At 62.0% G+C, this 13,136-nt stretch carries 8 protein-coding genes; 6 read left to right on the top strand and 2 right to left on the bottom strand.

What is annotated here, in order from left to right:
- Positions 1–363: 363 nt before the first annotated feature.
- On the bottom strand, positions 364–2,664 hold the full coding sequence (locus ACQRAQ_RS04580; protein ID WP_427794070.1) for an LTA synthase family protein: 2,301 nt from the start codon (positions 2,662–2,664) through the stop codon (positions 364–366).
- Between the two features lie 213 nt (positions 2,665–2,877).
- On the opposite strand from ACQRAQ_RS04580, the gene ACQRAQ_RS04575 reads away from it, so the two are divergent.
- From ACQRAQ_RS04575 to ACQRAQ_RS04560, 4 genes are all read left to right on the top strand, one after another.
- Positions 2,878–3,747, top strand: coding sequence for a nitroreductase family protein (locus ACQRAQ_RS04575; protein ID WP_427794069.1), 870 nt, complete (start codon positions 2,878–2,880; stop codon positions 3,745–3,747).
- Positions 3,748–3,905: 158 nt separating this feature from the next.
- Entirely contained in the window at positions 3,906–5,933 is a 2,028-nt protein-coding gene (locus tag ACQRAQ_RS04570) for a KUP/HAK/KT family potassium transporter (RefSeq protein ID WP_427794068.1), read from the top strand.
- Positions 5,934–6,120: 187 nt separating this feature from the next.
- On the top strand, positions 6,121–7,746 hold the full coding sequence (locus ACQRAQ_RS04565) for a sensor histidine kinase (protein ID WP_427794067.1): 1,626 nt from the start codon (positions 6,121–6,123) through the stop codon (positions 7,744–7,746).
- A gap of 4 nt (positions 7,747–7,750) precedes the next feature.
- Positions 7,751–8,464: a response regulator gene (locus ACQRAQ_RS04560; protein WP_427727663.1), complete on the top strand. Its 714-nt coding sequence runs from the start codon at positions 7,751–7,753 to the stop codon at positions 8,462–8,464.
- A 95-nt stretch (positions 8,465–8,559) separates the two neighbouring features.
- On the opposite strand, the gene rlmKL is transcribed toward ACQRAQ_RS04560, so the two are convergent.
- Complete coding sequence (gene rlmKL / locus ACQRAQ_RS04555) at positions 8,560–11,127, bottom strand: bifunctional 23S rRNA (guanine(2069)-N(7))-methyltransferase RlmK/23S rRNA (guanine(2445)-N(2))-methyltransferase RlmL (RefSeq protein WP_427794066.1); 2,568 nt, start codon at positions 11,125–11,127, stop codon at positions 8,560–8,562.
- A gap of 75 nt (positions 11,128–11,202) precedes the next feature.
- On the opposite strand from rlmKL, the gene ACQRAQ_RS04550 reads away from it, so the two are divergent.
- Together ACQRAQ_RS04550 and ACQRAQ_RS04545 are read left to right on the top strand one after the other, a co-directional pair.
- The gene (locus tag ACQRAQ_RS04550; protein WP_427794065.1) at positions 11,203–12,030 is read left to right on the top strand and encodes an HAD-IIB family hydrolase; all 828 of its coding nucleotides are present in this window, start codon (positions 11,203–11,205) and stop codon (positions 12,028–12,030) included.
- A gap of 193 nt (positions 12,031–12,223) precedes the next feature.
- Entirely contained in the window at positions 12,224–12,928 is a 705-nt protein-coding gene (locus ACQRAQ_RS04545; RefSeq protein WP_427794064.1) for a transaldolase, read from the top strand.
- Positions 12,929–13,136: the final 208 nt, after the last annotated feature.

Genomic DNA, 13,136 nt, shown 5'->3' with positions numbered 1-13,136 from the left:
GCCTTAGCGGAAAGTGCGATCCGGAATTTACTCTTGAAGTGGGATGCGCTTTCCCAACAGGTCCTCAAGCGGAAAGTGCATCCCACTCCGGACGTGAATTCTGGGACACAGTTTCCGCGATTCGCATGACAGGCCACGCTTCTACCATGAGGTGAGCGCAGTTTCTTTATCAGCCCACTCAACCCGCAACGGGTGAGGGGCGGCGGCAGGCGAAGGCACGGGAAAGGTCTGTCGCGAGTTCCGCACGCAAAGGGGGCCACTTAATGTGGCCCCCGTCTTGCGCAGGACTGTTTGAGCAGCAGACCTTTCCCGTACCTCCGCCTGCCGCCGATTCGGGCCCCCGACCCCGTTACTTGATCCCCGCTACTTGATCTTGGTCGTACCCGGCGCCAGGTTGGGGTCGGTCTCGTTGGCCTCGGTCTGGAGGTGTTCGGTGTACACGTTCTTGCCGTCGCGGAACATCTCGTAGTACTGCATCTTGGCGTAATCCTCGCGCGCCTTGGTGGCCGCCGCGGCGACGGCGTCTTCGCCGGTGACGTTGGAGGAGAGCGCCCAGCGCAGGCTAGCGTCCTCGTAGCCCACCGAGTTGATGGCGGGCAGCGACTTGCGCAGCGTCATGTGCGCTTTCTGGTAGTCGGTCAGTGGTGCGCCGATCAGCTGCATCAGCTGGGTGGACAGGTAGTTGGTGGACAGGTCGTCGACCTCGCTCGTCTGGTCGCAGCCGGCAACGTCGTAGTTGGCCCAGATGATGTAGTCGGTCTGCCACAGGCGCTCCTGATGCGTAGCGTCGTCCTCGCCGGTAAACCACTTATCGTTGAACTTGGACGGGAAGAACGGCTGATGGTCGCCCCAGAACACCACGACCACCTTGCGGTCGAGATTGCGCAGGGCATTGAGGAAGTAGCGCAGCGCCTGGTCGGACTGCTCGATGCACGAGACGTACTCGTCGACATCGGAGAGTGTGCCGTCCTCGATGGTCTTGGCGTCCAGATCGGTCGTGTCGATGTTCAGGTGCATCTGCTTATCTGCCGGCAGCAGGCCCGTATCGTAGCCCGAGTGGTTCTGCATGGTCACGTCAAAGATGAACTGCGGGTCGGCGTTCTGGTTGAGCAGCTCAAGGATTTTGTCGTAGGTTGCCTGGTCGGTCACCATGCCGCGCAAGGTGTCGGCTCCCTGGAAGTCGTTGATAGACAGGAACTGGTCAAAGCCAAAGTCCTTGTAGACGTTCTCACGGTTCCAGTTGGTTGCGTGGTTGGGGTGCATGGCCGTTGTGGAATATCCGAGCGACTTGAACTGCTCTGCCAGGTTTCCGGTCGTTTCCATGTTGTAGATGGTGTAGGGGTACACGCCCGAGCCCAGGTTGGCCATGGAGTTGCCGGTCATAAACTCAAACTCGGTATTGGCGGTGCCGCCGCCGTAGGCGCTCACGTAGAGCTTGCCGCGGCTGAGGCAGTCGGACAGGTTCTTAAAGTACTGCGGGCCCTCGTAGCCGGCGTGCATCTCCTGATAGATCGAAAGATCCGAGAAGGTCTCGTTCATAATGGCGATGACCGTGGGCTTCTCGCTATCGAACTGCTCTTGGGCGGCGGTACGGGCGTCGCTTGTGGCGGCATCGGACTTGTCATAGGCCTTGGCATACTTTTTGAGCGTTGCCTTGGCGTCGTCGGCGGAGTAGTTGGCGGGTTTGGGCGGCTTGATGGACTGTGCCGCACTAATAAAGGCAGGCAGATAACCCTCGCGCCAGTAGCTCTCGAGCGGGCGCCAGGTGTAGACGGTGATGCCGAGGGTGTTGTAGTAGTCGATAAGCGTGACATGCGCGGTCACGCCGCCCAGGCACAGCACCGCCACGAGCAGGTTGGTGAGCAGCATGCGCTTGGCGTTGGCGGCACCCTTCTGACGGTGCGGTGCTACCAGGCCGGCGTACTCGCATAGCAGCATGGCGATGGCGGTAAAGCCCATGGACAGCACGCAGAACAGCGAGATCGAGTAGGTGTAGCCGTTGCCGGCGACCGCGGCGGCGGTGGAGATGGCCGAAAGGTCGCCCGGCTGGATGGGCATGGATTTAAACGTGATGACGAAGAACTCGGCAATGCCCAGGATAAAGAGGGCGAAGGTCAGGACGGCGGGAGCTGCGCCGCGGCGCTGGAACAGGAAGAACAGGCCGACCATGAGCGTGGTGATGATGGCCCACTCGAGCAGTATGCACAGGGGGTAGACCCAGGTAAAGTCGTGGTTGGACGAGACCTCCATGCCCAGCAGCGCAAAGACGCCGGCGAGCAGCAGGCACAGCACGGCGGCGACGAGCGGTTTGCCCACAAAGGCTCCGCGCAGACGGGCGAGCTTGCCGGTGGGGGCGGGGGCGTCGGGCGCGGCGAACGCAAAGACGCGCGGGGCGATGCGGTCGCGTGCGATGCTGGCCCAGGCGCAGCCGGTGAGGATGGCGTTGGTCAGGATGAGCATCACAAAGGCGAGCGGCTCGTTTTGGGCGACGAGGCCCATGGCGCCCCAAATGGTCAAAAAGACCTGGAACAGACCGAAGGCGACGCTCCATCCAAGAGCGCCCTTGGCAACGGTGCCCGACTGCGCGCGAATGGCTTTGGCCTCGCGCAAGACAAGGAAGACGGTCGCCGCAAGACCGACGAGCGAGATGGCGGCTGCGAACATGCTGAGACTCCTCACAAACTTAAAACTACGAAAGCGGGGGTTTACCCGATTGTTACCAAGATATGCGCTGCGATTGGTGGCTGCGCACAACAACCAGCCATATTAGCGCGCATGTGTGGCGGTGTGGCGCAATGTAGTGGCGACCTGCGCGATAATGGACGGGAATTACACGGAAACGTAAAGGCTTCTTAAAGAAATGGCGAGGTTGAGGCGATGAACGAGCAGGTTTGTATGACGGGTGCGGGCGACGTGGGCGCTGGCATGGGCGCGGGCGGCTATCCGGTCGAGACCACGGGCAACGCGGTGCTGGACATTTTGGAGCACCGTTCGTCCACGCGCGCTTTTGCGCGCGATGACAACGACCGTCCCGTAGCGGTGACCGACGAGCAGCGGGCGGCGATTCTGCATGCGGCGAGCCGCGCGCCGTCGGCAGGCGCCATGATGATGTATTCCATCGTGAGTATCCGCGAGCAGACAACGCTCGATCGCCTGGCCGACCTGTGCGACCACCAGCCCATGATCGCCAAGGCGCCCTGGGCACTTATATTTGTGGTCGACTATGCCAAGTGGATCGATCTGTTTGAGCACGTGGGTTGCTTTGAGCCCGAGTTTGTCGAGCGCACGGGCAAGGCGCCCCGCCGCGCGCCGGGTTTAGGCGACTTTGCCATCGCGGCGCAGGATGCCGTGATCGCTGCCCAAAACGCCGTGGTCGCCGCCGAGGCCCTGGGGCTGGGGAGCTGCTATATCGGCGATGTCGTCGAGAACGCCGAGGAAGTTGCTGCGCTGCTGGACTTGCCGCCCTATACCATGCCGCTGTCGATGCTCATCATCGGCACGCCCCGCAAGGAGCGCCCGGCGATTGCGCATCCCGTGGTGAACCTGGTGCACGAGGAGCGCTATCGCCGCGCCGATGCCGCGACCATGGATGCGCAGGTGGCCGAGATGGACGCAATGTTCCGTCCGCATGCCCGCGAGGTGGGGGAGCGCGTCGTGGATATCTACACCCGCAAGCACACGAGCCCCTTTATGGCCGAGATGAGCCGATCCATGGAGTGGTGGTTCAAAAACTGGCTCGGAAAATGACGAATGTGACAAAGGGACAGTCCCTTTGTCACATTCCATATCGCCGCGGTGGCCTAAAGGCCGTATAAATGTTTATCTAGCTGGGAAAACAGTGCATTAAAACATGGGACGATTATCTATAATCCCCTCGAACGTTAAAGTTGGGAGGAAACCGGCTTATGGAACAAAAGGCCAAGGAGGCAGCCTCGCACGCTGCGATTCCTGTGAGCATCTCGGCGATGCTCGTCACGCTGGGCGTGGTGTATGGCGATATCGGCACCAGCCCCATGTATGTAACCAAGGCGCTCGTTGCCGGCAACGGCGGCATCGGAAGCGTCACGGAGGAGTTCGTGCTCGGCGCGCTCTCGCTCGTCGTGTGGACGGTCACGCTGCTGACGACCGTCAAGTACGTGCTCATCTCGCTGCGCGCCGACAACCATGGCGAGGGTGGCATCTTTGCTCTGTACAGCTTGGTTAAGCGCTGCGGCAAATGGCTCATCATCCCCGCCATGCTGGGCGGCGCGGCACTGCTCGCCGATGGCATCCTCACGCCTGCCGTTACCGTGACTACGGCTATCGAAGGCCTGCGCACCATTCCGGCAGTCCATGCCGTGCTGGGCGACGATCAGGCCCGCGTCGTGGCCATCACGCTTGCCATCATCATTGCGCTCTTCTTGGTGCAGCGCATCGGCACGGCCAAGATCGGCCACGCCTTTGGCCCCATCATGACGCTGTGGTTCCTGTTCCTGGGCGGCACGGGTCTGTTCTTTGTCTTCCAGCACCCCGCCGTGCTGCTGTGCCTCAACCCGGTGCGCGGCATCGCCTTTTTGTTGAGCCCCAACAACCATGCGGGCATCATGATTCTGGGCAGCTGCTTCCTCGCCACCACCGGTGCCGAGGCGCTTTATTCCGACATGGGCCACGTGGGCCGCGGCAACATCTACGCAACATGGCCGTTCGTTAAGTGTTGCTTGCTGCTGTCCTACATGGGCCAGGGCGCGTGGCTTATCAACAACGCCGGCAACCCGGAGCTCATGGGTATCGCCGACCTCAACCCCTTCTACCAGATGCTTACCCCGGGCCTGCGTCCCTTTGCCGTCGGCCTTTCCACCGTCGCGGCCATCATTGCCTCGCAGGCGCTCATCACCGGCGCTTTCTCGTTGGTGTCCGAGGCCAGCCGCCTGGACCTCATGCCGCACATGCAGGTCTTCTATCCTGCCGAGACCAAGGGCCAGCTCTATATTCCCATGGTCAACAACGTCATGCTTGTGGGCTGCGTCATCGTGGTGCTGCTGTTCCAGAGCTCGGCGCACATGGAGGCCGCCTACGGCTTGGCGATCACCCTGACCATGATGTGCACGACGCTGCTGCTCTTCTTCTACTTGCATGTTGATCGCGGCCTTAAGGTCGTCCCGTATATCTTCGTTGTGTTCTTCCTTATGCTCGAGGGCTTCTTCTTTGTGAGTTCGCTCACCAAATTTTTCCACGGTGGCTATTTCACTATCCTTATGGCCATGCTCATCATGGGCGTTATGCTGTGCTGGTACAACGGCACGGCGGTCGAGCGGCGTCAGTTTACGCTGCTGCCGCTGCGCAGCTATCTGCCGCAGCTCAAGCGCCTGCGCGACGACGATCGCTATGAGCTTATGAGCGACAACATCGTGTACCTGACCAAGGACACCAATACCGACTACATCGACCGCGATATCGTCTACTCGATTCTGGACAAGCATCCCAAGCGCGCCCGCGCCTGGTGGTTCGTGAACGTCGAGACCATGGACGAACCGCATACCTTTGCCTATTCGGTCGAGACGTTTGGCACCGACTTTGTTTTCCGCGTGCATCTGTACCTGGGCTACAAGGTTAACCAGCGCGTGAACGCCTACCTGCGCCAGGTTGTTCAGGATCTGGCCGCCACTGGCGAGCTGCCGCCGCAGATGCATGACTACTCGGTCTACAAGGATCCGGGCAACATCGGCACGTTTAAGTTCGTCATGATCCGCAAGCTCCTGGCGCCCGAGAGTGACGTGGAGCCGAGCGAGCGCACGGCCATCACGCTCAAGTACATCATCCGCCGCTTTGCTGGTACGCCGGCGCGCTGGTATGGCCTGGAGAACTCCAACGTGAGCTTTGAGTATGTGCCGCTGTTCACCAAGTTCAAGGCTGTGAACAAGATGCAGCGCCTGGCCCCCAACGAGCGCCCGTAGTCGCCGACAGGTTGCATGGAGTTGGTCTTCGATGGACAGGAGTGTGTGCCCTGCTCGCGCACGTGCTGTTTGTCTAACGACCGCAGGCTGCAAAGGCTATACACTTGGAACCACCACAAGGGAAACCACCACAAAGGTGCTGTCCCTCTGTGGTGGTTTTTGTTTTTAAGAGAGGGGCGGGGTGCCGATGGACGTCCGTGCGGACGGCGATATTGCCGATAGCTTTTGGTGGCGGCGCACAACGCTGACACGTCGCAGCCCTCTGTATGACGCCTGCGTATCGGCGGGGCTGCTGGTCGCGGCGACGATTGTGGGTGCGCTGCTCGACCATCCTGGTCTCGCGCCGAGCATCATGATCGTCTATGTGTTCGCCGTGCAGCTGTGCGCATTCTTTACCTGGAGCCGCCTGTATTGCTTGCTGAGCTCGGCTGCCGCCGTAGCGCTCTACAACTTCTTGTTTGTCGACCCGCGCTGCTCGCTATCGTTTATCGACCGCGTCTATCCCGGCATGTTCTTCATCATGTTTGTGGTCTCGCTTGTGTCGAGCTCGATTGCGTTGGCCCTGCGCCGCGCCTTGGCACAGGCTGCCGCCAGCGACCGTCGCACGCATATGGTGCTCGAGACCAACCGCATGCTGCAGCGGTGTCCCGATCAGCAGCAGATTGTGCATGCCATGGCAACGCAGCTGGCGCGTCTTTCGGGCTGTCCGGTCGTGTGGTACAGCGCCGACGCCGACGATGATGACTTGCTGCCGCGTGCGACGTACACGGCCGTGGGTGACGCCGCGCCGGTGCACCAGCTGACGCCCCAGATGCCGCCGCGGCTCTCGGCGTCCGCCTATGTGGGAACGCCGCTCGATGCCACCTATGGCGGCTCGGCGTTTTATGGCATCTACCTGACGGTTTGCACGGGCGACGGCCTCGTGCGCTCGGGCGACCCCGCCTCGGTGGTGGGCGTGCTGGCTATCGTTGCCGAGCCCGACGTGCTGACGCACGAGGAACGGACACTTGCCGACGCCATCGTGAGCGAAGGCGAGCTGGCACTCGATCGCGCCCGCGCCATGGAGGCCCGCGAGGAGGCGGCGGTGCTCGCCAAAAACGAACAGCTGCGCGCCAATCTGCTGCGCTCCATCTCGCACGATCTGCGCACGCCGCTTACCAGCATTTCGGGCAATGCCGACGTGCTACTCGACCAGGGTTCGACCGGCACGGCTGTGCTCGATAGTCAGACGCGCCGCGGCATGCTCCTTTCCATTCGTTCGGATGCGCAATGGCTCAACGCCACCGTCGAGAATTTGCTCGCCATCACAAAGCTCGAGGGCGGCGGCATGCATCTGTCGACCACGCTCGAGCTCATGGACGATATCGTCGAGGAGGCGCTGCGCCACGTGAATCCGGCTGTACGCGAGCACGATCTTAAGGTGGTGCCGTGCGACGAGCCGGCGCTCGTCAACGTCGATGCGCGCCTGATGGTGCAGCTGGTGGTGAACCTGGTGAACAACGCTATTGCCTATACGCCGTCGGGCTCGCATATCGTGATCTCGATTATGGCGAACGATGGACAGGTGGCATGTTCCGTCGCCGATGACGGTCCCGGTATTGCGCCCGAGGAGCAGGGCCGGATCTTTGAATCGTTCTACACTGTCAACCATGGCTTGGCTGATAGCCATCGCAGCGTGGGCTTGGGACTTTCGCTCTGTCGATCCATTATGTTGGCGCATGGCGGTAGCATAGAGGTTGCCGCGGCGGACCCGCACGGCTCGGTCTTTACGATTGGGCTTCCCGCCGCCGACGTTTCGTTTGATAAGGAGTAACGCTGTGTCGAACTCTGCCATGAAACCGCTCATCTTGGTCGTTGAGGACGACCCCGCCGTCCGCAACCTTATCGTTGCCGCGCTCGAGGCGCACGGCTTGCGCCATATGGCCGTGGAGACCGCCCATGCCGCCATCGCCGCCGCCTCATCGCAGGCACCGAGTATTGTGCTGCTCGATCTGGGCCTGCCCGATATGGACGGCGTCAAGGTGGTGGAGTCGGTGCGCGCATGGTCGGGCATGCCGATCATTGTGGTCTCGGCGCGCAGCGAGGATGCGGACAAGATTCGCGCACTCGATGCCGGTGCCGACGACTACCTGACCAAGCCGTTTTCGGTCGAGGAGCTGCTCGCGCGCATTCGCACGACGCTCAGGCGCCTTTCGTATGCGCAAACGGGTGGCGTTGCCTCCGAGGGCTCGTTCGATACCGGTGAGCTGCATATCGATTTTGATGCCGGCATCGCCACGATGGATGGCGAGGAGCTGCATCTGACGCCGATCGAGTACAGGCTCTTGTGCCTGCTGGCGCACAACGCCGACAAGGTGCTGACGCACCAGTTTATCCTGCACGAGATTTGGGGCACGGCAACTAAGAGCGACCTGGCGAGCCTTCGTGTCTTTATGGGCACGTTGCGTAAGAAGATCGAGTCCGATCCGGCGCATCCGCGCTATATCCAGACGCACGTGGGTATCGGCTATCGCCTGGTCACCCAAGGCTAGATCGCCAACCACCATCCCAATATGAGTTGCGGTGAAATACGGTCTAAATTTGCCTAATTCCAGGCAAAACAGTCCGTATTCCACCACAACTTGGTTTATCTGCCCTTGGGCTTGCTGGCGTAGAACTTCTTCTTTTTGGGCTTGCCGGCGCAGGCAGGCTTGCCGTCGCCGCGCGACCCTCGGTCTCCGGCCTGCGCTTGCGCGGGCGTCGTTGCGCGAGGCTTGCGGGCTTCGGGGTTGCGCAGCTCTTCGGTTCGCTCTGCAATCTCCTCGGCGCTAAAGCCGACTTCGGCCATGGCGTCCTCGATGGGCAGGCGGCGCACGATATAGCAATGGTGCACCTTCTGGTTGCGCGCAAAGTCCTCCGGGATGGTCTGCGCCGTAATGTCCTCTAGCACGACGCCCGCGCGCGCGAGCTTGCGCGTCTCGGGGCGGAAGCCGCGCAGGTTGCAGCTAAAGATGGCGTGGCCGCCCTGTGCGAGCAGGCGCGATACGCCGGCCAAAAGCTCAACATGGTCGCGCTGGACGTCCCAGGTGCGGCGGCCCATCTTTGATGAGTTCGAAAACGTGGGCGGATCGACAAAAATCAGGTCCCAGCGGTTGCGCGTCTGGCGCTGGTCGCGAATCCAGGCAAGCACGTCGTCGCGCACAAAATGATGCTGCGGACCAACAAAGCCGTTCTGGCGCATATTGCGCTCGGCCCAGTCCAGGTAGGTGTTGGAGAGGTCGACCGTCACAGTTTCCTCGACGCCGCCGTCTGCCGCATAGCAGGTAGCGGTGCCGGTATAGGCGAACAGGTTGAGAAAGCGCCGCGCCTGCTTGGCGTGCTCGCGCACCAGGTTGCGGGTGACGCGGTGATCCAAGAAGATGCCGACGTCCAGGTAGTCGTCAAAGTTGACGGCAAAGGTAAGGCCGCCCTCCTCGATGAGCGGCAGACGACGGCGTGCGATATTGGCGCGCTCGCCCGAGCCGCCCTTGCCGGCGCCCTGCTTGCCGTACTGCGAGCCGCCGCGCGAACGCATGCGGGCCTTGGCGTGCACGTGCTCGGCGGGAACATCTAGGATGCGCGGCGCGATGGCCAGAATGTCGAGCATGCGGGCCTGGGCAAGCGCGGGATCGATGGTCTTGGGCGCGGCGTATTCGGCGATGACGAGCCAGCGGCCCGGCGTCTGCGGGCAGCCCTCGTACAGGTCGATGGCGGCGGAGTAATCGGGTAGGTCGGCATCGTAGACGCGGTAGCAGCTCACGCCCTCGCGCTTTGCCCACTTGCGGCGCAGACGGGCGTTCTTGCGCAAGCGGTTGGCGAACTGCTCGGACTCGGGGATGAGCACGGGCAGCGGCTTGCCGTCGCCCAGGTCGAGCGTGGCGGCAGGTTCGGGCATGGGGGTGCTGGCGGCTTTGTCGTTGACTTCGTTGGTATCCGCAACCTCGGCCTCGGCATCTGTGCCGGTCGCAGCCTCAAACGCTGCGGCGGCGTGGTCGAGCGACGGCCAGACTTCGACGGTCGCCTCCTCGTTGTTGGGCATGACGGCGATCGAGCGCTCGGGCTCGGCGTGGAGCGAGCGGGCCAGCAATCCATCGCGGGTGAGCGCAGCGACCGGCGCCGCGGCAAGCTCGGGCGCGCGGCGCAGCTCGCCGACCAGCGTCATGGCGTCGTGCATGAGTGAAAGCGGGGTCTCGGTGGTGTCTGCGACCACGGCGGCACCGGCGACAGCGCCTGCATGGTCCAGCACGGTGGCTGGCTTGGCAGCGCAAAAGTCGACAAAACGCTTGTAGCCGGCGCACTTGACCATGCGCTCGGCAGTCTTGCGGGCGGCGGGGTCGATGTCTACAGCCACGATGCGTGCCTGGCGCTCGCGTGCTGCTGCCTCGCGCTCGCGTGCCTCGGCAAGCAGCTGCTCCCACAGGGCGGCGTCGTGCGGCTGCCAGCCCTCAAAGCCCCAGTGCTCGCGTGCAGCGCCCGGGGCGCGGTCGGTCAGAATGTTCACGGCTTCCAGCAGCAGGCCGCCGCCGGCGCACGAGGCGTCGATCAGCGTGGGCAGGGCTTCGTTCTCGTAATCATCGGCTGTGAGCTCGCGCTCGCACAGCGCGGTCCAACCGACCTGCGCCAGCACCAGGGCGGCGTAGTCGGGGCGCAGCACGTGCGCGCCCTCGCCGGCGCGGGTCGCTGCGGGCGGCAGGCGTTTGAACAGCGGGTCGCCCGAAAGGTCCAGGCTAATGCTGGCGCGGCGCTGGCGCAGCGAAAGCAGTAGGTGAACATCGGGATCGGCGGCGTCGACATCGGCGCGACGGCCCGTGGTTTCGGCCAGGCGGTCGCACAATGCGTCCTTGGCGCGCAAGGCAGAGAAGCGTGTGTTGCGCAGCTGCTCGGTCACGCCGCGGGCGGTGATGGCGATAGTGGCGCCGGGACGGATGATGTTCTCCCAGGCGATGTCGTAAACGCTATCGTACAGTTCATCGGCATCCTGCGCCTCAAAGCGCCCAAGAACCACGAACACGCGGCTCGCCAGGCGCGACCACAGACAGGCGCGGTAGCCTTCTTCGAGCTCGCCCTCAAACGTAGCGCGGCCCTTCAGCCGGCGGACATGCGAAAGCCCGAGGCGTTTAAGCTCATCGGCGAGTGCGGACTCAAAGCCCTCAGGGCAGCTTGCGTAAAATTCCATGGGTGACCTCTCTGGTTGCGTCGCTCCATTATATGATGGATGCTTCGTTTGCCCTTATCCTCGAAAGGAACCCATATGATTGATGCGTGCCCCGATTCCGCCGTGCTCTTTTTTGACGTGGACGGCACGCTGACGTCGTTCGATCCCGACGATATGACCGATAAGGACTTTTCGGCAGTTCGCCCCTCGCAGACGGTGGTTGAGGCGTTCCGTGCACTGCGCGATGCAGGGCACAAGGCATTTATCTGCACGGGTCGCCCCCTGTGGCTTATCGCCGATAGCCTGCGTGCGCTCGACCCCGCGGGCGTCGTGGCCATGGCAGGCGCCACGCTCGAGGTCGAGGGACGCGTGGTACACGAGGACTGCTTTGACGAGGACGTTATCGAGGAGCTTGCGCGCCGTATGGCCGCGGCAGGGATTGAGGCCTTTTTCGAGACCAACGTGGCTACTTTTGCCCTGGAGCCTGTGGGCGTTGAGCAGTCGTCTCTGATCGGCACTTCTGTGGTGCACAGCACCGAGGAAATGCGCGTCGACGGCAGTCTGCGTGTGGGCAAGATATGCCTCAGTGTGCCCAGTTTGGCTCGCGTAGCCAATGATGACGGCTTTATCGATTGCGAGTTTGAGCTGTGCAACACCGGTGGCCAGAATCGCGAGCTGAGCCCCAAGGGTATTGACAAAGGCGTGGGCGTGGCGCGAGCGCTGGCGTATCTGGGCCGCGAAGGAAATGCGCGCACCTTTGGCTTTGGCGATTCGGGCAACGACCTGGGCATGCTCGGTGCGGTCGAGACGGCTGTCGCCATGGGCAACGCCATGCCCGAGGTCAAGGCGGTCGCCGACTACGTGACCGACGATGTCGCACACGACGGCACCGTCACAGCGATGCGGCATTTCGGCCTCATCTAATGAATCCCGCGTTCTGACGTTTGCTCAAACTGCGACTCTTTGCTTTTGCATGCTCAATCGATTTATCAATCCAAACACTGAGGTGTTTATACCGTTCGCCGGGAAGATAAAAAACCGCAGTTCACGCCTTAATAAACGTAGGTAAAGTGTTTAGCAGCTCAATGCCCGTATGCAAACGAAAGGAATCAGGCAGATGGCAATCAAGGTGTTCGCTGACGGTGCAAACCTCGAGGGCATGCTCGACATGTACGAGAACGGCAACGTTCAGGGTTTCACGACCAACCCGTCCCTTATGAAGAAGGGTGGCGTGACGGATTACCGCGCGTTTGCCAAGGAGGTTCTGGCCCACATCACCGATGTGTCCGTCTCGTTTGAGGTCTTTGCCGACGACGTCGAGACCATGGAGGTCGAGGCCCGCGAGATTGCTACCTGGGCAGATAACGTCTACGTCAAGATTCCGTGCGTGACCACCAAGGGCGAGTCCACCGCCGAGCTGGTCCGCAAGCTTTCGGCCGACGGCATCAAGGTCAACGTTACCACCATCTTTACGCCTAAGCAGGTCGATGAGATGGTCGAGGCCGTTGACGCCGAGACGCCGTCTATCATTTCGCTCTTTGCCGGTCGCATCGCCGACACCGGCGTCGATCCCATTCCGTTTATGACGGAGTCGGTCAAGAAGGCCGCTGCCAAGCCCAACTGTGAGGTCCTGTGGGCGTCCACGCGCGAGCTTATCAACATTTACCAGGCCGAGGCCTGCGGTTGCCAGATCATCACGGTGCCCAACAGCATCCTGGCCAAGCGCAAGAACATCGGCCGTGACCCGTACGAGGTCTCGCTCGATACCGTGCGCGGTTTTGCCAAGGATATCGCCGCTTTGGGTTTCCATATTCTGCCCTAAGCAAGGGTACCCCCTGCAGCGACGTGCAAAATCGCGAGTTTTCAGCATGGTAAAGACTTTTACCAGCTGGTTGAAGCGCGGAACGGCCCCCGTTTTGGCCCTAAAACGCCAAAACGGGGGCCGTTTTTGCTTTTATGGCCCTCTGAAGCGCCGCGGGGCTATCGGGAGATGCTGAATACTCGCAATTTTGCACGCCGCGAAGAGGGGG

Origin of the sequence: Collinsella sp. SGI.178, assembly GCF_050313495.1 — a bacterium.
Classification (GTDB): Bacteria; Actinomycetota; Coriobacteriia; order Coriobacteriales; family Coriobacteriaceae; genus Collinsella.
Note: the sequence above shows the minus strand (reverse complement) of the source record. Positions and strands in the feature narration are given on the sequence as shown.

Excerpts from the sequence above, each read along its gene's own strand:
- ACQRAQ_RS04580 (WP_427794070.1), bottom strand. The coding sequence starts at position 2,664 with ATGTTCGCAGCCGCCATCTCGCTCGTCGGTCTTGCGGCGACCGTCTTC.
- ACQRAQ_RS04575 (WP_427794069.1), top strand. The coding sequence starts at position 2,878 with ATGAACGAGCAGGTTTGTATGACGGGTGCGGGCGACGTGGGCGCTGGC.
- ACQRAQ_RS04570 (WP_427794068.1), top strand. The coding sequence starts at position 3,906 with ATGGAACAAAAGGCCAAGGAGGCAGCCTCGCACGCTGCGATTCCTGTG.
- ACQRAQ_RS04565 (WP_427794067.1), top strand. The coding sequence starts at position 6,121 with ATGGACGTCCGTGCGGACGGCGATATTGCCGATAGCTTTTGGTGGCGG.
- rlmKL (WP_427794066.1), bottom strand. The coding sequence starts at position 11,127 with ATGGAATTTTACGCAAGCTGCCCTGAGGGCTTTGAGTCCGCACTCGCC.
- ACQRAQ_RS04550 (WP_427794065.1), top strand. The coding sequence starts at position 11,203 with ATGATTGATGCGTGCCCCGATTCCGCCGTGCTCTTTTTTGACGTGGAC.
- ACQRAQ_RS04545 (WP_427794064.1), top strand. The coding sequence starts at position 12,224 with ATGGCAATCAAGGTGTTCGCTGACGGTGCAAACCTCGAGGGCATGCTC.